Below are 23,450 nucleotides of genomic sequence, written 5' to 3' on the forward strand. Positions count from 1 at the left end.
TTTTGTAGGCCGGGTAAGCGCAGCGCCACCCGGCATTATTCAAAGCGACCACCGATCCCGTCCGGCCTCTTTCGCCCGATAAAGCGCCGCATCGGCGCGGGCGATTATTTCGGTGCCGGCTAACCCCTCCGTCATGCCGGCAATCCCCATGCTCACGGTCACATGGTCGCTGACCGTCGAGGCGCCATGCGGTATGGCCTCCGTGCGCAGCCCGTCCTGAATACGCATGGCAACCTTTTCTGCGATGTTTAGCGGGCAATTGAAAAGGATCACCACAAACTCCTCGCCGCCGTAACGTGATACGACGTCGTCCGGCGTTCGTACCGACTGCTTCAGCACCCGCGCCACGCGCGTCAGGCAGTCATCACCCGCCTGATGGCCGTAGGTGTCGTTGTAGCGTTTGAAATAGTCGATATCCAGCATAATCAGCGAGAAAGGTTTCTTCTGCTCAACCGCGTTTTCCAGCACCACCTCCATTCTCCGGCGGTTGGCGGTTTTGGTTAGCGGATCCTGATGCGCCAGCGCATCCAGCCGTGAGATCAACAGTTGATTTTGCTGATTACGACGCCAGGCTTCATCAAACCAGCTCAACAGGATAAAACGCCCGCAGATCAGGATCAGGGTAAACACGCTCCAGATGATGACAAAGTGAAGGTTGAGGCCATCGTTGAGTACCCAGCTTGCGACCGGCAGGGTGATCCAGAGCGGAAGCACAAAGGCGAGTAATCCCTCAGGGTAAAAGTAGAGCGCCGTTAACCCTGCGAGTAACAAAATTACGCACAGCGGCCAGACGTGGGGCAGCAGCAAATAGGTAATAAACAAAAAACAGGATACCGACCAGATGGCGCTACAGATAAAGAGCACCACGCTGATACCCGCAATACGCCGCCAGGCCATCAGGATCAACGCGGCAGAGAGGATAATAATGCCGAGCATCGAGGCATCGACCAGGGTCGTCAGTTGCGGTATATGAGAATAAAGCGGATCGCTCGCCTTAAGCAGGACGTGTCGCAGCAGGATCATCACGGCGAAGCTGACGTTGACGAACGCCAGCCAGGGCAGGTTCATCGCCAGCCCATGCATGACCATCGCGTGGCGCGTCGGCCAGGTTGCGCGTTCCAGTGTCGGTTTTTTTCTTTTTTCCATAAAGCCCTTTCCCGTCCGGGGGATAAATCATGCAGGTGAGATATCTGTAACTATAAGCAAGCATGGACGATCCTCAAACGGCAGGGCAAAAAAAACCGGGCGATTGCCCGGCGGTGGGTTATTTTTCGTCTTTTTTCTTTCCGAGCGTTGGCGTCTCGTCGAAGAAGTTCCACGGTTTAAGCAGGGCATGCACCCATTCCGTTGGCATGATCGGCCACTCTTCCGCACGGGCGACGTGGGTCGTGCCGGTGGTCATCCAGACTACGTCATCCTGATCGTTAAGCGACTCGTTATCTTTGCTGTACTGCCCCAGTCCCGTGTCGTGGATGGAGCGGTTAGGGAATTTACCTTCCGGATAGCGTTCATCCGGGTGGTAACGGGTCACCCACAGCTGTTTATCCATAAAGCTCAGGCGATGGTAGATCCACTCATCCGGGGCAAATTTCGCGCCGGTTGCCACCGGGTGGGTGCCGCCAGCGTAGGGGATAATCTGATACGAGACCGGGTTGCCCATGCGGTTCTCTTTACGGGTGTTGCTCAGCAGGCGAATAGTGCCTGGGTCAAATTTCTGTGCCGCCTGCTGTTCGGTATCAATGTCGTACTGATTGACCTGCATGGTACTGGTGCGCGGGCCACCGGCGGTATTGGGTTTCACTTCCGGATCCATTGCCACCAGCTTGTTGTTAATACCATCGACATCCATATCAAGACGGAAGTTATAGATGTGCTGGTGCGTGGTGCCCACAATGTTGTGGTCAATCAACGTGCCGTAACGGGTATCGTCTTTGGCGGTGGCGTCATGCATGGTTTTGGCCTGAACGCCTTTCACGGCTTCGATACCCGTCGCGCCAGCATCAATGCCGAGGGTGCCGTTCTCATGGAATACCCAGTCGAAGATGTAATCGTAGTTACCGACGGTACTCACCCAGCGCACCACCAGTTCACGACGCTCGGCGCTGACGTTTGGCTGACCCATCTCCTGATGCTTGTATTCCGGCCCGGCATAGCGTTCGAAAATGGCGATTGCGCGCGGGATCTCCATCGGCGCGCCGGTATAGTCCGGGATGGTTTCATTGAGCATCACGGCGTTGGACGGCACGTCTTTACCCCGCACCAGCGGCGAGGTCAGGGTGCCCATGCCGTAGTCGCCGGAGTCGAGATAGGCTTTAAAGTACCAGCCCACGTCCGGATCGCCGTAAGGGACAATCATGCCGCCGAGCGACCCCTGATACATCACCTGACGTTTCTTGCCGTTGTCGTTATACGTGACGGTTGAGATCATCGGGCCCACGCGCGAGTCCAGGCTCAGGTGGAAATCCCAGTTCTGCCAGTGCACTCTGTCGCCGGTTATGGTGTAGTTCTTGCCTTCCGGTTCAATGATATCGAGCGGTTTTTTCGGTGTCTCTATGCGGTCGCGGCCATCATAGGGACGCGGGGTCAGGGGAACCGGGATAACGGCACCTTCTTCAATCTTCTGGATCTTCTTCTGCTCAAGGTCGACCACCGCCACCAGGTTTTCAATCGGATGTGCCCAGTAGTTGCCGTCGCCGACATCCAGATAGCTCACCACTTTCAGCAAACGGTCTTCCTGCTTAAGGCCATCTTTACCGTCGAAATAGCCGACGGTCAGCGGCGTGGTAATCACTTTTTTCGGGTCGGTTATGCCGTGCTTTTTAAGCACCTCAGCAAATTCAGTACTGTCGTTAATGATCTGCTGAACCGCGGTGAAATCATCCAACAGCACCATGCCGTGCGCGTCTTTGACTGGTTCCCAGCGCAGAATTTTTTTATCCTTCAGATCCACCAGACTCTCGATGACATGCTTTCCGTCGAGCATGACGATCTTCGCCTGGCGAGGGGCATCGACTGCCGTGCCGTTGAGCACATAGTCCCATACTTTGGCTTTCTCTGGCTCCGCAAGGGCGATCTGGGTAAAGCGGGTATTCGGTTTAAAATCCGCAGAGGCTTTAACAATCTCTACGGCTTGCTTAATTTCGTCTGCCGTGAGCGCATTTAACGGGTGAGGACTTTTTTCAACCTGGAAGGTCTGATCGAGACCGGACTGGAAAATATCGTTGATGAACGTCTCTGAGATAAAGGCCTTGTTGCCTTTCATCACCACCGGTACCTCAAGCGTGAGGGTTTTACCGTTGACGATAGCGGTTTTTGCGCCCGGTTTGACCTTCACAAAGGCGCCGTCTTTCGCAATGGTGAACATCTGTGCGTAATCGTCCCACTGCACGTCTGCGCCGAAGTCCTGCAGCGTTTTGTCCATCGGGACCATATGCGCCTCGCTGCCGTGGGCGAAAACAGGGGATTGCCAGGCGCAACACAGCGCAACGGCCATGGCCAGTGCCGTTCTACGGGCAGAAAAAGAAGAATTGCTTCCCATCGTAGACCTCATCTTGTTGTGTTTATTGTGTTGTGTCAGCCTTATCCTGACAGACGCCTGAGAAAAGCGTTTGCCTGCATCTGCCAGGTTATTTGTTGCACTTGCCAGGTTAAAAAAAGAGCGGGACGGTGTCACACCCGGCAGGTCGTCGTAGGCCGGGTAAGCATCGCGCCACCCGGCAGGGAAGGCGGTGAAGGTAAGGTGTTAGAATTCACCCCGCTGGCGCGCCACCAGCGTCAGGATGGAGTAGAGCGCTACGGCCTGCTGGTGCTGGTTGAAAATCTCAACCGCCCACTCCACCACGCCCGTCGGTTTTTCTTCCGCGGTGCGCTGCTTCTTCAGCGTTTTGCGTTTGCAGGTGAGGCGCACCTGAATGGTGTCGCCCGGTTTGACCGGCTCGATAAAGCGCAGGTTTTCCATACCGTAATTGGCAATCACCGGTCCGACCCCCGCATCGACGAACAGTCCCGCTGCGGCGGAGATCAGGAAGTAACCGTGAACCACCCGTTCGCCAAAGATCGACTCTGCCGCACCAATCTTGTCCATATGGGCGTAGAAGTGATCCCCGCTCAGACAGGCAAAGTTCACAATATCCGCTTCCGTCAGGGTGCGACGCGGCGTCAGCAGGCTGTCGCCCGGCTGCAGCTCCTCAAAGTATTTGCGGAACGGATGCACGCGATCTTCCTGCACGGTTGCGCCGCGCACCCACTGCTTGCCAATGGCCGCCAGCATGGTCGGACTGCCCTGAATCGCGGTGCGCTGCAGGTAGTGCTTCACCGCGCGCAGACCGCCCAGCTCCTCACCGCCGCCCGCGCGACCGGGCCCGCCGTGCACCAGCTGCGGCAGCGGGGAGCCGTGGCCGGTGGACTCTTTGGATGATTCCTCGTTGAGGATCTGAATACGCCCGTGGGCACGTGCCGCACCGGCAATGAACTGGCGGGCAAGGGCTAAATCAGCGGTAACCAGCGTTCCTGCGAGGCTGCCGCCGCCCGCGCGGGCAAGCGCCATCGCGTGCTCTGTATGGCGATACGGCATCAGCGTCGCGACCGGGCCGAAAGCTTCAGTTGAGTGCACCGCAGGGGTTTCGTCCGGCTGCGGACAGAACAACAGGGTCGGTGGGAAGAACGCGCCCGCGGCCTGTAAATCCGCTTTGCCACCCAGACGGATCTGGCATCCCGCCGTAACCAACAGGTCCACTTTCTCCTGCACGTCGGCGCGCTGTTCGGCATTCACCAGCGCGCCCATCTTCACCCCGTCCTGCGCCGGATCACCCACCACCACTTTTTCCAGCCGGGCAATCAGCGCCTGGCTGACGGCATCAATCTGATTCTGGGGGACGATGATACGGCGGATAGCGGTACATTTTTGTCCGGCTTTGGCGGTCATCTCGCGAACGACTTCCCCGATAAACAGGGCAAACTCCGGCTGCTCCGCCGTGACGTCTTCACCCAGCACGCAGCAGTTCAGGGAGTCGGCCTCCATGGTGAACGGTATCGCGTTCGCCACAATATTCGGGTGAACGCGCAGGCTTTGCCCGGTACTGGCGGAGCCAGTAAAAGTCACCACGTCCTGGCTGTCGAGATGGTTAAGCAGGTCTCCCGCGCTGCCGCAAATCAGGCTAATGGCGCCGTCCGGCACCAGTCCGCTGTCCACGATAGATTTCACCATCGCCTGTGTCACCTGCGCGGTGGCGGTGGCCGGTTTAATGATGGCGGGCATCCCGGCAAGCCAGGTCGGCGCCAGCTTTTCCAGCATCCCCCAGCAGGGGAAGTTAAAGGCGTTGATATGTACCGCCACGCCGGATTTCGAGGTCAGAACGTGGCGAGCGGCAAAACCGCCTTCTTTTGACAGCGGGATCAACTCATCTTCCGGCCACAGCGTGTCATCCGGCAGCTCCCGGCTGCCCAGGCTTGCGTAAGTAAAGAGGGTGCCGATCCCGCCTTCAATATCCACCCAGCTGTCCGCTTTCGTCGCCCCGGTCTGGGCGGAGAGGGCATAGAACGTCTCTTTTTCGCTAAGCAGGTGTTTCGCTACCGCTTTCAGCATGGCTGCACGTTCAATAAAGGTCATCTTATGAAGCGCTTCGCCACCGCGCTCAATCGCATAGCGACGAGCGGCCGCCATATCCAGCCCTTCGCTGGTGACTTCGCACAATGCTTCGCCGCTGATGGCGTGATGAATGGCGCGTTCACGGCCCCGGCCAGACTGCCAGGTACCGGACAAGAAGCTGGCTAACTGCTGCATCGCTTATCTCCAAGTGTTACGTAATTTCACCATTAATAGTTTAATTATGAATCATAAAAAGCAAGCTGAGATTTTAATGAATTGTTAATGCTGTGATCTGGCCTGATGAATTGCAGCCCGTCAGACCGCTTTCTGCAAGGGCGATAGCAAAAGCCTTGCGAGCACCATCACAAAACAAGGAAACAATTCTTGGGGTTATATTTAACCTTTGTGTAACTTTTAAAAAATAAAGTGATTCATCATTTCGCTTTAATTTGCAAACTAACGAATCATAAAGGTGATGACGTGACGCAAGAACAACGGTTTGAGCAGCGCATAGCGCAGGAGACGGCAATTGAGCCTCAGGACTGGATGCCTGACCCCTACCGTAAAACGTTGATCCGCCAGATTGGTCAGCATGCGCATTCCGAAATCGTCGGCATGCTGCCGGAAGGTAACTGGATCACCCGCGCACCCACGCTGCGCCGAAAAGCGATTCTGCTGGCGAAAGTACAGGATGAAGCCGGACACGGACTTTACCTCTACAGCGCGGCAGAAACGCTGGGCTGCGCACGGGAAGACATCTACCAGAAGATGCTCGACGGCAAGATGAAGTACTCCTCCATTTTTAACTATCCCACCCTGAGCTGGGCCGACATCGGTGTCATCGGCTGGCTGGTGGACGGGGCCGCTATCGTCAATCAGGTGGCGCTGTGCCGCACCTCTTACGGTCCGTATGCCCGGGCGATGGTGAAAATCTGCAAAGAAGAGAGCTTCCACCAGCGTCAGGGCTTTGAAGCCTGCATGGCGCTGGCCCAGGGAAGTGAGGCGCAGCGCCAGATGCTGCAGGACGCCATCAATCGCTTCTGGTGGCCTGCGCTGATGATGTTCGGGCCGAACGACGATAACTCGCCAAACAGCGCCCGCAGCCTGGCCTGGAAAATCAAACGCTTCGGAAACGACGAGCTGCGTCAGCGTTTTGTCGACAACACGGTGCCGCAGGTGGCGATGCTGGGCATGACGGTGCCGGATCCCGACCTGCGTTTTGATGAAGAGAGCGGTCACTACCGCTTCGGCGAAATCGACTGGCAGGAATTTGAAGAGGTGATTAACGGGCGCGGCATTTGCAACCACGAACGGCTGGCCGCGAAACGTAAAGCCTGGGAAGACGGGGCGTGGGTGCGGGAAGCCGCCCTGGCCCACGCAGAAAAACAACGCGCCCGTCAGGCCGCATAAGAGGAAATAATCATGAGCAATGTCTACTGGCCGCTGTACGAAGTGTTCGTACGCAGCAAACAAGGGTTGTCCCACCGTCACGTGGGCAGCCTGCATGCCGCCGACGATCGCATGGCGCTGGAAAATGCGCGCGATGCTTACACTCGTCGCAGTGAAGGATGTTCTATCTGGGTGGTGAAGGCGAGCGAGATTATTGCCTCCCAGCCGGAAGAGAGCGGCGAATTTTTCGATCCGGCGGAAAGCAAGGTTTACCGCCATCCGACGTTCTACACCATCCCCGATGGCATCGAGCACATGTGAGGCGAAGGATGAAAACAGTCACAGCCTATGCCCTGCGTCTGGGCGACAACGGTCTGGTGCTCTCCCAGCGTCTGGGTGCCTGGTGCGGCCACGCGCCGGAGCTGGAGATCGATCTCGCGCTGGCCAATATCGGTCTTGATCTGCTGGGCCAGGCACGCAATTTCCTGGCCTACGCCGCTGAATGTGAAGGTGAGGGCGACGAAGATACCCTGGCGTTTGGGCGCGACGAGCGCCAGTTCCGCAATGTCCTGCTGGTGGAGCAGCCCAACGGCAATTTCGCCGACACGATTGCCCGTCAGTACCTGATGGATGCCTGGAACGTGGCGCTGTATGAGCGCCTGACCCGCAGCACTGACGGCCAGCTTGCCGCCATCGCCGCCAAAGCGATCAAAGAGGCGCGCTACCACCTGCGCTTTAGCCGCGGCTGGCTGGTACGCCTGGGCGACGGGACCGAAACGTCCGCACAAAAAATGCAGCAGGCCATCGATAATCTGTGGCGCTTTACGGCAGAGCTGTTTGACGCCGATGACGTTGAGCTGGCGCTGATGGATTCCGGCGTGGCGGTGGACCCGCGCACCCTGCGCCAGCCGTGGGAAAGCGAAGTGTATGCCGGTCTTAAAGAAGCCAGCCTGAGCGTACCCGACGAGGTGGCGTACCGCAGCGGGGGTAAGAAGGGGCTGCATACCGAACATCTGGGGCCGATGCTGGCAGAAATGCAGTATCTCCAGCGCGCGTATCCCGGTCAGCAGTGGTAAAGGAGAAGGCTATGCAACGTCTCGTCGACATCGCACCGGCGCAAATCCCGCAGATCTGGTCGCTGTTAAGCCAGATCCCGGACCCGGAAGTGCCGGTATTAACCATCACCGATTTAGGCATGGTGCGCAGCGTGAAGGCACAGGGGGAAGGCTGGGTGATTGGCTTCACGCCAACCTATTCGGGCTGCCCGGCAACGGAACACCTGCTGGGGGCGATCCGCGACGTGATGACCGCGCATGGCTTTACCCCGGTGCACATTGTGCTCCAGCTTGACCCTGCCTGGACCACCGACTGGATGACCGCCGACGCGCGCGAACGCCTGCGGGCTTACGGCATCAGCCCGCCCGTGGGGCATAGCTGCCACGCGCACGCACCTTTGGAGGTGAGCTGCCCGCGCTGCGCCAGCACCGACACCGCGCTAATCAGTGAATTTGGTTCGACGGCCTGCAAAGCGCTTTACCGCTGCAACACCTGTCGCGAACCCTTCGACTATTTCAAATGCATTTGAGGCTGCCATGACAACGTTTCATTCATTAACAGTGGCAAAAGTGGAACCCGAAACCCGCGACGCGGTGACCATCACGTTTGCGGTGCCGCAGGCGCTGCAGGAAGCCTACCGCTTTCGCCCCGGACAGCACCTGACGCTGAAAACGAAGCTGGGCGGGGACGAGCTGCGCCGCTGTTACTCCATCTGCCGGAGTACCGCGCCGGGTGAGATCAGCGTGGCGGTCAAAGCCATCGAAGGCGGGCGTTTTTCCCGCTATGCCCGGGATGAGATCAAAGCAGGCATGGCGCTGGAGGTGATGGTTCCGCAGGGGCAATTTGGCTATCAGCCGCAGGCCGAACGTGAAGGCCACTACCTGGCGATAGCCGCAGGCTCCGGCATCACCCCGATGCTGGCGATCCTCTCCGCCACGCTGGCCACCGAACCGAACAGCCATTTCACTCTGATTTACGGCAACCGCAGCAGCCAGAGCATGATGTTCCGCCAGGCGCTGGCGGACCTGAAAGATAAATATCCGCAGCGGCTGCAGCTGGTCTCCATCTTTAGCCAAGAGCGGCTGGACAGCGATCTGCTGTATGGCCGCATCGACGGGGAAAAGCTGCAGGCGCTGGCGAAAACCCTGATCAACTTCCGTCAGTACGACGACGCGTTTATCTGCGGCCCGTCGTCGATGATGGACGAGGCCGAAGCCGCGCTGAAGGCGCTGGGGATGCTGGAAAAATCCATTCATCTTGAACGCTTTAATACGCCGGGGACCGCCGTGAAACGCACGGTAAACGTGCAGGCGGAAGGGCAGAAAGTGACCGTGCGACAGGACGGGCGCGACCGCGAAATTACCCTGACGGCAGACGACGAAAGCATCCTCGATGCTGCCCTGCGTCAGGGGGCGGACCTGCCTTATGCCTGTAAAGGCGGCGTGTGCGCGACCTGTAAATGCAAAGTGCTGCGCGGGAAGGTGGACATGGCGACCAACTACAGTCTGGAGCCGGACGAGCTGGCCGCCGGGTATGTGCTGAGCTGTCAGTCACTGCCGCTCACCGCCGACGTGATCGTCGACTTTGACGCAAAGGGGATGGCATGAGCGAACTGACTGTTACCCGTCATGGCCGCGTGCTGCAGCTGACGCTGAACCGTCCGGCGGCGCGTAATGCCCTGAATAACGCCCTGTTGACGCAATTAGCCGACGCGCTGGAAAGCGCTGCGGTTGATGCCGACATCTCGGCCTGTGTGATCTACGGCAACGAACGCTGCTTTGCCGCCGGGGCCGATCTCAACGAAATGGCAGAGAAAGACCTGCCCGCCACCCTGAACGATATCCGCCCGCAACTGTGGGCGCGCATTAACGCGTTTAACAAACCGCTGATCGCCGCCGTCAACGGTTTCGCGCTGGGCGCCGGATGTGAACTTGCGCTGCTGTGCGACGTGGTGATTGCCGGGGATAACGCACGATTTGGCCTGCCGGAAATCACCCTCGGCATTATGCCGGGGGCGGGCGGTACCCAGCGACTGATCCGCAGCGTCGGTAAATCCCTTGCCAGCAAAATGGTGCTGACCGGAGAGAGCATTACTGCGCAGCAGGCGATGAGCGCCGGGCTGGTCAGCGATGTCTTCCCGGCATCCCTGACGCTGGAGTATGCCCTGAAGCAGGCGGCAGTGATGGCGCGCCATTCCCCGCTGGCGCTGCAGGCGGCGAAACAGGCGCTTCGTCAGTCTCAGGAGGTGCCACTGCAGGCTGGCCTGATGCAGGAGCGTCAGCTTTTTACGCTGCTCTCTGCCACCGAAGACCGCCGGGAAGGTATCGACGCTTTCTTGCAAAAACGCACCCCCGACTTTAAAGGACGCTAATTGTGGAATGTATTCTCAGTCAAGTAGAACAGGGCGTAATGACCATTACGCTGAACCGTCCGGAGCGTCTGAATAGCTTTAATGACGTGATGCATCAGCAGCTTGCAGAATGCCTGAAACAGGCCGAGCGCGATGACACCATCCGCTGCCTGCTGATTACCGGCGCAGGGCGCGGTTTTTGCGCCGGGCAGGATTTGAACGACCGCAACGTCGACCCCATCGGCCCGGCACCGGACCTGGGGATGTCGGTTGAAACCTTCTATAACCCCCTGGTACGCCGCCTGGCAAAACTGCCGAAGCCGGTCATTTGTGCAGTCAACGGCGTAGCGGCCGGCGCGGGCGCCACGCTGGCGCTCGGCTGCGACATGGTGATTGCCGCCCGTTCCGCCAACTTTGTGATGGCCTTCAGCAAGCTCGGCTTAGTGCCGGACTGCGGCGGCACCTGGCTGCTGCCACGCGTGGCCGGACGTGCCCGCGCCATGGGACTGGCGCTGCTCGGCGATAAACTCAGCGCCGAACAGGCGCAGGCGTGGGGAATGATCTGGCAGGTGGTGGATGACGACCAGCTCTCCACTACCGCGCAGCAGATGGCGCTGCACTTTGCGTCTCAGCCAACCTTTGGGCTGGGGCTGATCAAGCAGGCGATTAACGCCGCGGAAACTAACACCCTGGATGCCCAGCTTGACCTGGAGCGCGACTATCAACGTCTGGCCGGTCGCAGCGACGACTACCGCGAGGGCGTCAGCGCTTTCCTGGCGAAGCGCACGCCGAACTTTACGGGGAAATAAGATGCTGAACATACGCACGGTCGCCGTGATTGGCAGCGGCACGATGGGCGCGGGCATTGCCGAAGTTGCCGCCAGCCACGGCCATCAGGTTCTGCTTTACGACATCGCCGGCGATGCGATTTCACGCGCCATCGACGGGATTCGCCAGCGTCTGGCCTCCCGGGTAACGCGCGGAAAGCTCTCCGCCGATGCCAGCGCCCAGATCCTGGCCCGACTGCTTCCGGTGACGGATATCACCGCGCTTTCCGCGGCCGAGCTGGTGATTGAAGCGGCCTCCGAACGGCTGGAGGTGAAAAAGGCGTTGTTTGCGCAGCTGGCGGAGATCTGTCCGCCCCAGACGCTGCTGACCAGCAACACATCGTCCATTTCCGTCACGGCGATTGCGGCAGACGTGAATCATCCGGAGCGCGTGGCGGGGCTGCACTTCTTTAACCCCGCGCCGGTGATGAAGCTGGTGGAGGTGGTCAGCGGGCTGGCGACCTCTGCGGAAGTGGCAGACGCGCTGTGTGAACTGGCGCTGAACTGGGGTAAACAACCCGTTCGCTGCCAGTCAACGCCTGGGTTCATCGTCAACCGCGTCGCGCGTCCGTTTTATTCCGAAGCCTGGCGTGCGCTGGAAGATCAGGTCGCTCCACCGGAGGTGATTGACGCTGCGCTGCGCGAGGGCGGCGGTTTTCCGATGGGGCCGCTGGAGCTGACCGACCTGATTGGTCAGGACGTCAACTTTGCGGTGACCTGCTCGGTGTTTAACGCCTTCTGGCAGGAGCGTCGTTTCCTGCCTTCGCTGGTGCAGCAGGAGCTGGTGCTGGCCGGAAGACTGGGTAAAAAGAGCGGAAAAGGGGTTTACGACTGGCAGGGGGAGAAACCCATCGTGCAGTGGGTTGAGACCGTAAATGACAGCTACAGCCCGATGCGCGTGGAAAAAAGACGTGACGGTGTCACAGAAATTGATGATGTGTATCTGGTTGAAACGCAGGGGGAAACCGCTCAGGCACTGGCGCTGCGCCTCAACGGCCCGGTAGTGATGATGGACCGTATTGAGCGTGACGTGGCGGTGATTGCGGCGGCCGCCAGCAACCCGCACACCGCGACGCAAAAAGCCATCCGCTACCTGCAACAGCAGGGTCTCCGGGTGGTGCAAATTGCCGATTATCCCGGTCTGCTGGTCTGGCGCACGCTGGCAATGATTGCTAACGAAGCGCTGGATGCCCTGCAAAAGGGGGTCGCCAGCGAGAAGGACATCGACACCGCCATGCGTCTGGGCGTGAACTACCCGAGCGGCCCGATCGCCTGGGGCGAGCGTCTGGGCTGGCAGCGCTTGCTGACCCTGCTGGAGAACCTGCAACGACATTACGGCGAAGAACGTTATCGCCCCTGTTCACTGCTGCGCCAGCGGGCGCTTCTGGAGAGTAGCTATGAGTCATAACGCCTGGCATAACGCCCGCACGATGTACGAAAAGGACGCCTGCGCGCAGGCGATGGGGATGGACATTGTCGATATGGACGAGGGCTACGCGGTGGTGACGATGACCATCACCCCGCAGATGCTCAACGGCCACAAAACCTGTCACGGCGGCCAACTTTTTTCGCTGGCAGACACCGCCTTTGCCTACGCCTGCAACAGCCAGGGGCTGGCGGCGGTGGCCTCCGGCTGCTCGATCGATTTTCTGCGTCCGGGCTTTGCCGGAGATAAGCTCACCGCCACCGCGCGGGTGATGCATCAGGGCAAACTGACCGGCGTGTACGACATTGAAATTCAGAACCAGCAACAGAAAACCGTCGCCCTTTTCCGCGGAAAATCACACCGCATCGGCGGCACTGTCACAGGAGAGGCCTGATGCGTGACGCATTTATTTGTGATGGCGTTCGAACGCCAGTGGGGCGCTACGGCGGCGCGCTTTCTGCCGTGCGAACGGACGATCTCGGTGCCGTACCGCTGCGTGCGCTGCTGGACCGCTACCCGCAGCTCGACCTGGAACGGATTGATGATGTGATTTTCGGGTGCGCCAACCAGGCGGGGGAAGATAACCGCAACGTGGCGCGAATGTCGGCGCTGCTTGCCGGTCTGCCGCAGACGGTATCCGGAACCACCGTTAACCGCCTGTGCGGCTCGGGTCTGGACGCAATAGGCTTCGCTGCTCGCGCTATTAAAGCAGGTGATGGCGACCTGCTGATGGCGGGCGGCGTCGAGTCCATGTCGCGCGCACCGTTTGTGATGGGGAAAGCCACCGCCGCGTTTCAGCGCCAGGCGGAGATCTTTGATACCACCATCGGCTGGCGATTTGTGAATCCGCTCATGCATCAGCAATTCGGAACTGACAGTATGCCGGAAACGGCAGAGAATGTAGCTGAATTGTTAAATATCAGCCGTGCCGATCAGGACGCGTTCGCGCTGCGCAGCCAGCAACGAACCGCTCTGGCGCAACAGAACGGCATTCTGGCGCAGGAAATCGTGCCGGTACGGGTACCGGGTAAAAAAGGGACGGTCACCGAATTCAGCGTGGATGAACATCCGCGCGCAGAGACCACGCTCGAACAGCTTTCCGGGCTGAAAACGCCGTTCCGTAAGAACGGGGTGGTGACGGCGGGGAATGCGTCCGGCGTCAACGACGGTGCGGCGGCGTTAATCATCGCCAGCGAGAAAATGGCGCTGGCGCAGGGATTAATCCCCCGCACGCGGATCGTGGCGATGGCAACGGCAGGCGTGGAGCCACGTTTAATGGGGCTCGGACCGGTGCCTGCCACCCGCCGGGTGCTGGAGCGTGCCGGTCTCAGCATCAACGATATGGACGTCATCGAACTCAACGAAGCCTTCGCCGCGCAGGCGCTGGGCGTCCTGCGTCAGCTGGGTTTGCCGGATGATGCCGCGCACGTTAACCCGAACGGCGGCGCGATTGCGCTGGGCCATCCGCTGGGAATGAGCGGGGCCAGACTGGCGCTGGCCGCGAGTAATGAATTGCATCGACGCAACGGGCGCTACGCGCTCTGTACGATGTGCATCGGTGTGGGTCAGGGCATTGCCATGATCCTTGAGCGTGTTTGATCAAATTTCACTGTGAGCACCCTACAATGACAAATACAACAAAGCTTGATCCGATTGAAACAGCCTCCCTTGACGAGTTACAGGCGCTGCAGACTGAGCGTCTGAAATGGACGCTGCATCACGCCTACAACAACGTGCCGATGTACAAACGCAAGTTTGACGCCGCAGGCGTTCACCCTGACGATTTCAACGAGCTGGCGGATATCCGCAAATTCCCGTGCACCACCAAGCAGGATCTGCGGGATAACTATCCGTTTGATACGTTTGCCGTGCCGATGGAGCAGGTGGTGCGCATTCACGCATCGTCCGGTACCACCGGCAAACCGACCGTTGTCGGCTACACGCAGGGCGACATTGACAACTGGGCCAACCTGGTGGCCCGTTCCCTGCGCGCTGCGGGCGGTAGTGCAAAGGACAAAATTCACGTGGCGTATGGCTATGGTCTGTTTACCGGCGGGCTGGGCGCACATTACGGTGCCGAGCGCTTAGGGGCGACGGTGATCCCGATGTCCGGCGGCCAGACGGAGAAACAGGCGCAGCTGATCCGTGATTTCCAGCCGGACATGATCATGGTGACGCCATCCTATTGCCTCAACCTGATTGAGGAGCTGGAACGTCAGATGGGCGGCGATGCCAGCACCTGTTCCCTGCGCGTGGGGGTATTCGGCGCCGAGCCGTGGACACAGGCCATGCGCCGTGAAATCGAAAAACGCCTGGGGATTACGGCGCTGGACATTTATGGCCTCTCCGAAGTGATGGGGCCGGGCGTGGCGATGGAGTGCATTGAAACCGCCGACGGTCCGACCATCTGGGAAGATCATTTCTATCCGGAGATCGTCAACCCGAACGACGGCACGCCGCTGAACGACGGCGAGCAGGGCGAACTGCTGTTCACCACGCTCACTAAAGAGGCGCTGCCGGTGATCCGCTATCGCACCCGCGACCTGACGCGTCTGCTGCCCGGCACCGCCCGTACCATGCGCCGCATGGACCGGATCAGCGGTCGCAGCGACGATATGCTGATCATCCGCGGCGTCAACGTCTTCCCGTCACAGCTGGAAGAGGAGATTGTGAAGTTTGAACATCTCTCACCCCACTATCAGCTGGAGGTGAACCGTCGCGGACATCTTGATTCACTTTCCGTGAAGGTGGAGCTGAAAGAGAGCAGCTTAACGCTGACCCACGAGCAGCGTTGCCAGGTGTGCCACCAGCTGCGTCATCGTATTAAATCGATGGTGGGGATTTCCACCGATGTGATGATAGTCAACTGCGGCAGCATCCCGCGTTCAGAGGGCAAGGCCTGTCGGGTGTTTGATTTGCGTAAAGTCGCGGCCAACGGTTGAGTTTTTTCCCTTGCCCCTCATCCTAACCTTCTCCCCAGAGGGGAGAAGGGACTTTTTCTTCCTCTCCCTTTGGGCTGAGGGATCCCCAGTAATTTTTTAACTTGAAGCGATATATGTGCCATCAGGATTATGAATGACTTACAGCGATGTCCCGGTCCGGCTGTAAATCGCCGAAGCGTTTCCGTAAGGCCGGGGCGAGGCGCAGGGATGCGCCGAGAGGGCGTGGCCTGCAGGGATGCAGGCTCATGCCCGACCCGATAGCCTGAAGGAATAAGCTGAGGGCACCGCGAAGCGGCGATTTACCGCCGGGAGCCCGGGTCGCCAGGGTGGTGGCGATTGAGCCACCCTGGCACGTTCACCGGTCGTGCCGTCACAGAGTAGCAAGAAACATGAAGTGAACGGAATGACCACTATAGCCGTATGTTTCCCCTCACCCCAGGCCTCTTCCTCAAGGGAGAGGGGAATATGCTATGATTCATCCAGACCAAAAAATAACAACAGAATGAATCACATGAATAAACTCGATGCCTTTATCCAGCACGCGGTTAGCTCGGTTCCCGTTAGCGGAACGTCGCTTATCTCCTCATTATACGGTGACGCGCTTTCACATCGCGGCGGCGAGATTTGGCTTGGCAGCCTCGCCGCCTTACTGGAAGGCATGGGGTTTGGCGAGCGCTTCGTGCGCACCGCGCTGTTTCGCCTCAACAAAGAGGGCTGGCTGGACGTCTCGCGCATCGGGCGTCGCAGCTTCTACCGCCTGAGCGATAAAGGGCTGCGCCTGACCCGTCGCGCGGAGAACAAGATTTACCGCGCCGAACTGCCCGCCTGGGACGGAAAATGGCTGTTGCTGCTCTCCGAAGGGCTGGACAAAACTACCCTTGCCGACGTCAAAAAGCAGCTGATTTGGCAGGGGTTTGGCACGCTGGCGCCGAGCCTGATGGCCTCGCCGTCGCAGCATCTGGCGGATGTACAATCTCTGCTTCACGATGCTGGCGTGGCGGAGAACGTCATTTTCTTTGAGGCCCACTCGCCGCTGGCGCTCTCCCGCGCGGCGCTGCGTTCACGGGTAGAAGAGTGCTGGCAGTTAACCGAGCAAAATGCGATGTATGAGTCGTTTATTACTTCGTTCCGGCCGCTTCTGCCGCTGTTAAAAGAGGCCGCGCCGGAGGAGCTTACGCCGGAACGGTGCTTCCAGATCCAGCTGCTGCTGATTCACTTTTATCGTCGTGTGGTGCTGAAAGACCCGCTGTTGCCGGAGGAGTTACTGCCTGCGCACTGGGCGGGACAAAGCGCCCGACAGCTCTGCATCAATATCTATCAGCGTGTCGCACCGGGGGCGCTGGCGTTTGTCAGCGAGAAGGGAGAAACCTCCGTCGGCGAACTGCCCGTGCCCGGCACGCTCTACTATCAACGCTTTGGTGGTCTTTCAAGCGCATAAGGAGTGAAGATGCCTGTTTATCAAATTGACGGTCTGACGCCGGTAGTGCCTGACGAGAGCTACGTCCACCCAACGGCGGTGCTGATTGGGGACGTGATTCTGGGTAAAGGCGTTTATGTCGGCCCTAACGCGAGCCTGCGCGGTGATTTTGGCCGCATTGTGGTGAAAGATGGCGCCAACATTCAGGATAACTGCGTCATGCACGGCTTCCCGGAGCAGGACACGGTGGTGGAGGAGGACGGGCATATCGGCCACAGTGCCATTCTGCACGGCTGCATTATCCGCCGTAACGCGCTGGTGGGCATGAACGCGGTGGTAATGGATGGGGCGGTCATCGGTGAAAACAGCATCGTCGGCGCGGCGGCGTTCGTGAAGGCGAAAGCGGAGATGCCCGCTAACAATTTGATTATCGGCAGTCCGGCCAAAGCGATCCGCGAGCTGAGCGAGCAGGAACTGGCCTGGAAACAGCAGGGCACGCGGGAGTATCAGGTGCTGGTAGAGCGCTGCAAGCTGACGATGCACCAGGTCGAGCCGCTGCGCGAGGTTGAGTCTGACCGGAAGCGACTGACGTTTGATGAGAATTTAAGGCCGAAGTCGGCGGTGTAGGGGGGAGGTCCGCTTTGTGCCAGGAGCGGACGTTACGCATGAACTAATGGTTAATGAACCTGGTAGTACCCCAACTTATAGTATTTTTCCACTCATCCAGGATCACAGTAAAAGGCATGCTTGGGGCTCATTTTTACATCATTGATATTTCGCCCTAACCGGAAACCGACTTTAGTCAGTACCTTTGGGATGACAGATAGTTTGATCTTACTACTGCAGAAATTTCAGCCAGTTTTAAAATGCCAAATCTATACCGACCGCATATTCAACGAAATCAGTAAATAAGTCAGATTAATGCTGCTGAATTTCAACAAAAATGTTAAATAAAATCTTTTTTTGCTTCATATAGAGAATCATATTCAGTGATTTAGTTCACATTTTAATGGATGTTTGTTGTATTAAAAAACTGTCGAATTATATTTTGTAATCGATTACTTTTTAATGAGAGCGATAATGATTAAAAACTCGATTTTTTGTGGAGTCCTTATGATGGCAAGCATAGTGGGGTATGCCCGCACCGAAGCGCAGGATGATATTGCTATTCAGATGTACACGCTTAGAAATGTTGGTGATACTGATGCACAGTTTGCCATGGCTAAAAAAGCGGGATTTTCACATGTAGAACTTGTCGGTGATCATCACGTGGATTTACCGACAATGCAGGAAACGTTGAAAAAATATCAGCTTAACGTTATTGCATCGCATGTACAGCTATCTGCTCTAGAGAGCGAGCGCGGAAAAATTGTTGCGTTTAACAAAGGCATAGGAAACTCTCACCTCGTTGTCCCATGGATTGAGATTAATGAACGACCTACGACAAAACTGGGATGGATAGATTACGCCAGGAGGCTTGATCGTATGGGGGAGACGTTAAGAAATGAAGGAATGTCCTTGTCTTACCATAATCATAACTTTGAGATGAAGAAGTATGATGATGTGACAGCTCTGGATTTGATTATGACACACACCCACAAAAATAATCTTAGTCTTGAACTCGATGTGGCATGGGCTGCGCGTGGAGGACAGGATCCTGCGTCAATAATTGCAAGATATTCAGGACGCATCTATGCGATTCATGCAAAAGATAACGCTGCTATCGGGATTCGTGATGACGAAATGAATTTCACTCCGGCAGGTGAAGGTTTGCTGGACTGGCGCTCAATCATCAGTGCAGGGAGAAGCAGTGGGGTTGAGTGGTATATTATTGAGCATGACGCGCCAAAAGATCCCTGGACTATCATTACGACCTCACGTCATAACCTTAAGGAAATGCTTCAAAAACATCCATAACAGGTTATGAAACTCAGGCTCAGGTGATTTATGAATCCCTGAGCCTGATTCAGGCTGAAACTGCATGCGTTAGTTCTATTTCTTCTCTCAGAATTTCGATGAGTTCCTTGAGCCCCTGGGGAACTTGTCTGTGACCTGGATAGTACAGATACATAGGCTCTTCCAGAGGGGCCCATTCAGGAAGAACAATCCTGAGTCTGCCGTCACGAATATAATCACGCACCCGATCTTCGAGACAGTAAGCAATACCGACGCCGGACAGCGCCAGCTCAATTGCCAGCGCCGTTTCGCTCACACAGAGCTGCCCTCTGACGTCAATTACACGATAGTCTTCTCCCTTACGGAATTCCCATTTGTAGATGATGCCCTGCCCGGTTCGTAGTTGAATGCAGTCATGCAGGCGCAGATCTTCAGGCACAGCAGGGGGTGTATGCTGATAAAGATAGCGTGGCGATGCCACCGCCACCCATCTGAGCTCTTTGCCCAGTCGGACTGCAACGAGATCTTCAGGAACGGTTCCGCCAAAGCGAATCCCGGCATCAAATCCTTCCTGGATGATATCGACCATCCTGTCATCAACGCTGATTTCGAGCTCCACTTCAGGATATTTGCTGATAAAGCGCGGAAGATGTCGCGCCATGATGAGGCGTGCTCCGTCACTCAGCACATTAAGCCTGAGCTTTCCCACGGGACGATCGCGCATGCGGTTAATTTCCTCAAGCGCGTCGCCAATTTCTTTAAATCCTGTTTCTAGACGAAGAGCCAGGCTTGCGCCCGCTTCGGTCGGAGAGACCGTACGACTTGTTCTGTTCAACAACCTGACACCCAGACGCGTCTCGAGGTTGCGTATGGTATGGCTCAGCGCAGAGGTGGTTATTCCCAGTTCTATGGCGGCCCTGGTAAAACTGCGCCTTTTCTCAGTGATAAGAAATGCGTTGAGCTCAGCAAGATCGCTTCGGGTGAGCGTGGTAGACAATCTGGAGGACATAAAGTTAAACCGTTGATTAAAATTCAATGCAATGTGAAATGACATTGAATGGAATCGTTCCTGAAGGATGGTAAGTTTAGATTCATTCAACAAAACGTTGCAACCCGCCGCCACGGCAAACCAACAGTTTTCATTACCGGGAGATTTCCACGTGTTTCATATCTGGACCCTCATTCCAGCGCTTTACGTGCTGTTTCGGTTCATCAGGCCGCTTCCCGCACCGCTTTCGGCTAAAATAGCCATCGCAGGCGTAATGGTTGTAGCCTCCGAGTTTCATCTGATCACGAAATTATTTTCGGGGAATATGTTTTCTCCGGAGATACCAAAACCGTTGCTGCTGCTTACTACCGGGCTTTTCGGTATGACCGTTTTTATGGCGGTCCTATTAGTACTACGTGACCTATTCTGGATATTGCACCGACTGGTATCAGGACGCCGGATGAAATGGCATACAGCTTGCTGGTTTTTCCTGCCTGTTCTGGCGGCCATGCTGACAACGCAGGCCCTGAAAAATGGTACAGTGGTTCCTGAAGTGAAAAAGATAGACGTCATGCTCAGGGGCTTGCCCCCCCGTTTCGAAGGTTACCGTATAGTTCAGCTGACGGATTTGCACGCCAGCAGACTGCTGCCGCGAAGCTGGATACAGGATGTTGTTTCCCGCACCCGTGAGCTGGATGCGGATATGATTGTGGTTACCGGGGATATGATTGATGGCTGGCCAGAAGCGCGTTTCTCCGACATTGAGCCGCTTGGCCAGTTGCGGGCTGAGGACGGCGTTTTTGCCGTAACGGGCAATCATGAATATTACTTTGGCGCTGAAAACTGGATCCTGGCCTTTGAAAAACTGGGCCTGCATTTTCTTAATAATGCCGGTTACCGTGTAAGCCGTTACGGCGACTCGCTGTATCTGTCGGGTGTGACGGATGCCGTTGCGCCAACATACGGTCTGCCGGGCCCTGACCTGCCCACGGCCCTCAAGTCTTCCCGCCCGGGGGAAACCGTCATTCTTCTTGACCACAGGCCTGAAAATGCTGTCCAGGCCGCAGAAAGTGGAGTTAGCCTCCAACTTTCCGGACATACTCACGGCGGTATGATCGCTGGTCTGGACAGGCTGGTCGCGCCTGCTAATAACGGTTTTGTGTCCGGGCTGTACGAAGTAGGGGCCCTGAAGCTTTACGTCAGCAACGGTTCCGGTATCTGGAACGGCTTTCCCTTCCGGCTAGGGAAACCCGCCGAAATAACGCTTATCACCCTTCATGGCGAAACAAGCAGCAGAATTGTTGAATAATATTCACCGTTACTGACTATCTGATTCATCAATAACCGAAAGGAAGGGCTTATAGTTTAATTCAGTTCAATATACCACTGCCTGTTGCCGTTCTTTTCGGAACGTTGTGACCCATAAGCTGCACATAGCTGAGAGCCGTTACCCGACAGGTAGCGGTTCTTCTTTTTTGCATACGGCAGTGAAAGAGATCAGGAGTCATAGTCAATGTCAGAACAAACGCTTTCACGACAGGGTGATCGTATTCATCCGCCTGTGGGTCTTTTCCCCGCCATGCTTGCGCTGGGCGCGGGCGGACTGTGCATCGGAACGGGCGAGTTTGCACCCATGAGCCTCCTGCCGGATCTTGCGCGGGGAACCGGCGTTTCAATCCCTTCCGCGGGTGGCTATATCAGCGCATATGCTACAGGCGTGGTGGTCGGTGCCCCGGCGATTGCGGTGCTTGGAGCGCGCCTGGCCCGTAAAAACCTACTGCTGATATTGTTAATTATTGCACTTACAGGCTATGCCCTGAGCGCACTGGCCACGGGCTACAATACTATGCTGGCAGCACGCTTTATCTCTGGTATGCCTCATGGCGCATGGTACGGCGTTTCCGCGCTCGTGGCAGCTTCAATGGTTTCGCCACAGCACAAAGCCCGGTATATCGGTTACGTTATGCTGGGACTGGCCGTAGCGAACGTTGCCGGCGTTCCGCTTGTCACATGGGCGGGCCAGACGCTGGGCTGGAGAATCTCTTTCTGGATGGTGGCAACGGGCCTGGTGCTGACGTCCATAATGGTTATGCTTTTTGTTCCGTCCGTGCCGGCCGACAGGTCCGCTTCACCGCTCAAGGAACTTGGCGCGCTAAAGAGCCCACGGATCCTGATGACGTTTGCCGTCGCTTCAGTCAGCTTTGCCGGAATGTTTGCCGTATACAGTTTTATCACTCCGGCGCTGACGGAGTCTGCCGGATTTTCAACCTCAGCCGTGCCATGGATCCTGGTTCTCTGGGGGGCGGGTATGGTTGTCGGCAACATTATTGGTGGCAGACTGGCGGACATTGCGCTGATCCCATCCATATTTGGCATCATCGCCTGGAACATCGTCTTTCTTGGTCTGTTTTCCCTTTCGGGAACGCTGCAGACCCCGGTTCTCATCGTGCTGTTTATGCTCGGTTGCGGATTTTCACTCGTGCCGGCGCTTCAGGCCCATATGATGAACATTGCTGGTGAGGCACAGACTCTGGCCTCGTCCCTTACGCACAGCGCATTTAATATTTCCAATGCGATCGGCGCAGCCGGGGGAGGGCTCGTTATCGCTTCGGGAGGAAGCTGGATCTCTACGGGGTGGGTTGGGTCTGCTTTTTCCCTGTTAGCACTTCTGCTTATGTTCTTATCGATACGCATTACTGACGGGAGTAAATCATGAACGATAAAGTCATCGCGACAGGTAACGTTGCCGTAATAACCGGTGCGGCAAAGGGTATTGGCGCCGCTGCGGCAAGGGAGCTGGCCCGAAAAGGCATGAAGCTTTGCCTTTTCGATCGTAACAGACAGGCACTTGAGCAGCTGGCTGGCGAACTGGAGGCTGAAACGCTGCTTGTCACTGGCGACATAACCCGTAACGAATACCAGCTGCAGCTCAAAGACACCGTTTACAACACCTGGGGAAAAGTGAACCTGTTGTTTAACAATGCCGGAGTGAAGATAGCAGCCGGAGCCTCGGATTCCCCCAATCTCTGGCGACAGCAGATGGAGGTCAATCTGCTGTCTATGGTCGCTACACAACATATTTTTCTGCCAGAAATGTTAAAAATGGACGAGAAAGGGGCGATTGTTAACCTCGGTTCGAAGGAAGGCATTACCACCCCGCCAGGATTCGCAGCCTATAACGCCTCAAAGGCAGCAGTGAAGGTGCTGACAGAACAGCTGTCCCATCAGCTTCTGAAGGAAACCGGGACCAGACTCACCGCTCATCTTCTGGTCCCGGGCTATACCTGGACCGACATGAACGATCCAGGCATGGACGAGCGCAGCGGTAAAAAGCCTGATGAAGCGTGGACGGCGGCACAGGTCATTGACTATTTCTTCCCACGATTTGTGCGGGGTGATTTCTATATCATCTGCCCTGATAACGCTGTGACCAGCGAGATGGATGCCAAACGGATTATGTGGGCCGCTCAGGATATGCTGGACAACCGCCCTGCCCTGTCGCGCTGGCACCCTGACTGGAAGTCGGCTTTTGAACGCTGGATGAAAAGATAATATGCCATCGGTAGGATGCT

General features: G+C 57.0%; 21 protein-coding genes. 17 read left to right on the plus strand and 4 right to left on the minus strand.

From position 1 onward, the window contains the following. Positions 1-39: 39 nt before the first annotated feature. From ACOTXR_RS14680 to paaZ, 3 genes are all read right to left on the minus strand, one after another. Positions 40-1,146, minus strand: a complete 1,107-nt coding sequence (locus ACOTXR_RS14680) for a GGDEF domain-containing protein (RefSeq protein WP_058689975.1) — start codon at positions 1,144-1,146, stop codon at positions 40-42. Positions 1,147-1,264: 118 nt separating this feature from the next. Then, on the minus strand, positions 1,265-3,538 hold the full coding sequence (gene tynA, locus ACOTXR_RS14685; protein ID WP_058689976.1) for a primary-amine oxidase: 2,274 nt from the start codon (positions 3,536-3,538) through the stop codon (positions 1,265-1,267). 204 nt (positions 3,539-3,742) lie between these two features. Beyond that, positions 3,743-5,782, minus strand: coding sequence for a phenylacetic acid degradation bifunctional protein PaaZ (paaZ, locus tag ACOTXR_RS14690; protein WP_058689977.1), 2,040 nt, complete (start codon positions 5,780-5,782; stop codon positions 3,743-3,745). Between the two features lie 285 nt (positions 5,783-6,067). Here paaZ and paaA point away from each other — a divergent pair, with 285 nt between their 5' ends. The 14 genes from paaA to ACOTXR_RS14760 all read left to right on the plus strand — a co-directional run bounded on the left by paaA (position 6,068) and on the right by ACOTXR_RS14760 (position 18,911). Then, positions 6,068-6,997, plus strand: a complete 930-nt coding sequence (gene paaA / locus ACOTXR_RS14695) for a 1,2-phenylacetyl-CoA epoxidase subunit PaaA (RefSeq protein ID WP_058689978.1) — start codon at positions 6,068-6,070, stop codon at positions 6,995-6,997. A 12-nt stretch (positions 6,998-7,009) separates the two neighbouring features. Continuing rightward, on the plus strand, positions 7,010-7,297 hold the full coding sequence (gene paaB / locus ACOTXR_RS14700; RefSeq protein WP_006175064.1) for a 1,2-phenylacetyl-CoA epoxidase subunit PaaB: 288 nt from the start codon (positions 7,010-7,012) through the stop codon (positions 7,295-7,297). 8 nt (positions 7,298-7,305) lie between these two features. Beyond that, a complete protein-coding gene (gene paaC / locus ACOTXR_RS14705) occupies positions 7,306-8,052 on the plus strand; it encodes a 1,2-phenylacetyl-CoA epoxidase subunit PaaC (protein ID WP_058689979.1) in 747 nt (248 codons plus the stop codon). A gap of 11 nt (positions 8,053-8,063) precedes the next feature. Then, positions 8,064-8,561, plus strand: a complete 498-nt coding sequence (gene paaD, locus ACOTXR_RS14710) for a 1,2-phenylacetyl-CoA epoxidase subunit PaaD (RefSeq protein ID WP_014883700.1) — start codon at positions 8,064-8,066, stop codon at positions 8,559-8,561. A gap of 7 nt (positions 8,562-8,568) precedes the next feature. After that, on the plus strand, positions 8,569-9,639 hold the full coding sequence (paaE, locus tag ACOTXR_RS14715) for a 1,2-phenylacetyl-CoA epoxidase subunit PaaE (RefSeq protein ID WP_058689980.1): 1,071 nt from the start codon (positions 8,569-8,571) through the stop codon (positions 9,637-9,639). After that, positions 9,636-10,403 (plus strand): 2,3-dehydroadipyl-CoA hydratase PaaF, encoded by a 768-nt coding sequence (gene paaF / locus ACOTXR_RS14720; protein WP_014883702.1) that lies wholly within the window; start codon positions 9,636-9,638, stop codon positions 10,401-10,403. The genes paaE and paaF overlap by 4 nt, the downstream gene beginning before the upstream one ends. After that, a complete protein-coding gene (gene paaG / locus ACOTXR_RS14725; protein WP_094166814.1) occupies positions 10,403-11,191 on the plus strand; it encodes a 2-(1,2-epoxy-1,2-dihydrophenyl)acetyl-CoA isomerase PaaG in 789 nt (262 codons plus the stop codon). The genes paaF and paaG overlap by 1 nt, the downstream gene beginning before the upstream one ends. A 1-nt stretch (position 11,192) precedes the next feature. Further along, positions 11,193-12,617 (plus strand): 3-hydroxyacyl-CoA dehydrogenase PaaH, encoded by a 1,425-nt coding sequence (gene paaH / locus ACOTXR_RS14730; protein WP_058689981.1) that lies wholly within the window; start codon positions 11,193-11,195, stop codon positions 12,615-12,617. Next, positions 12,607-13,029 (plus strand): hydroxyphenylacetyl-CoA thioesterase PaaI, encoded by a 423-nt coding sequence (gene paaI / locus ACOTXR_RS14735; RefSeq protein WP_014883705.1) that lies wholly within the window; start codon positions 12,607-12,609, stop codon positions 13,027-13,029. The genes paaH and paaI overlap by 11 nt, the downstream gene beginning before the upstream one ends. After that, entirely contained in the window at positions 13,029-14,234 is a 1,206-nt protein-coding gene (gene pcaF / locus ACOTXR_RS14740; RefSeq protein WP_014883706.1) for a 3-oxoadipyl-CoA thiolase, read from the plus strand. The genes paaI and pcaF overlap by 1 nt, the downstream gene beginning before the upstream one ends. 26 nt (positions 14,235-14,260) lie before the next feature. Further along, positions 14,261-15,577, plus strand: a complete 1,317-nt coding sequence (paaK, locus tag ACOTXR_RS14745) for a phenylacetate--CoA ligase PaaK (protein ID WP_014883707.1) — start codon at positions 14,261-14,263, stop codon at positions 15,575-15,577. Positions 15,578-16,079: 502 nt separating this feature from the next. Beyond that, positions 16,080-17,015: a phenylacetic acid degradation operon negative regulatory protein PaaX gene (gene paaX, locus ACOTXR_RS14750; protein ID WP_014883708.1), complete on the plus strand. Its 936-nt coding sequence runs from the start codon at positions 16,080-16,082 to the stop codon at positions 17,013-17,015. A 9-nt stretch (positions 17,016-17,024) separates the two neighbouring features. Next, the gene (gene paaY / locus ACOTXR_RS14755; RefSeq protein WP_014883709.1) at positions 17,025-17,621 is read left to right on the plus strand and encodes a phenylacetic acid degradation protein PaaY; all 597 of its coding nucleotides are present in this window, start codon (positions 17,025-17,027) and stop codon (positions 17,619-17,621) included. Positions 17,622-18,107: 486 nt separating this feature from the next. Continuing rightward, on the plus strand, positions 18,108-18,911 hold the full coding sequence (locus ACOTXR_RS14760; RefSeq protein WP_226856266.1) for a sugar phosphate isomerase/epimerase family protein: 804 nt from the start codon (positions 18,108-18,110) through the stop codon (positions 18,909-18,911). A 49-nt stretch (positions 18,912-18,960) separates the two neighbouring features. Here the strand turns inward: ACOTXR_RS14760 and ACOTXR_RS14765 are convergent, their stop codons facing one another. Then, entirely contained in the window at positions 18,961-19,944 is a 984-nt protein-coding gene (locus ACOTXR_RS14765) for a LysR family transcriptional regulator (protein WP_236248890.1), read from the minus strand. Between the two features lie 22 nt (positions 19,945-19,966). Here ACOTXR_RS14765 and ACOTXR_RS14770 point away from each other — a divergent pair, with 22 nt between their 5' ends. The 3 genes from ACOTXR_RS14770 (at position 19,967) to ACOTXR_RS14780 (ending at position 23,430) form a co-directional block, all read left to right on the plus strand. Continuing rightward, positions 19,967-21,187 carry a metallophosphoesterase gene (locus tag ACOTXR_RS14770; RefSeq protein WP_222834841.1) on the plus strand — a complete coding sequence of 407 codons (1,221 nt, stop codon included), beginning with the start codon at positions 19,967-19,969 and terminating at the stop codon, positions 21,185-21,187. Between the two features lie 204 nt (positions 21,188-21,391). Continuing rightward, a complete protein-coding gene (locus ACOTXR_RS14775; RefSeq protein ID WP_058689985.1) occupies positions 21,392-22,594 on the plus strand; it encodes an MFS transporter in 1,203 nt (400 codons plus the stop codon). Continuing rightward, positions 22,591-23,430, plus strand: coding sequence for an SDR family NAD(P)-dependent oxidoreductase (locus ACOTXR_RS14780; RefSeq protein ID WP_014883714.1), 840 nt, complete (start codon positions 22,591-22,593; stop codon positions 23,428-23,430). The genes ACOTXR_RS14775 and ACOTXR_RS14780 overlap by 4 nt, the downstream gene beginning before the upstream one ends. The last annotated feature ends 20 nt before the right edge of the window (positions 23,431-23,450 follow it).

Origin of the sequence: Enterobacter cloacae complex sp. IR53030 (assembly GCF_049238365.1) — a bacterium.
Taxonomy (GTDB): Bacteria; Pseudomonadota; Gammaproteobacteria; order Enterobacterales; family Enterobacteriaceae; genus Enterobacter; species Enterobacter kobei.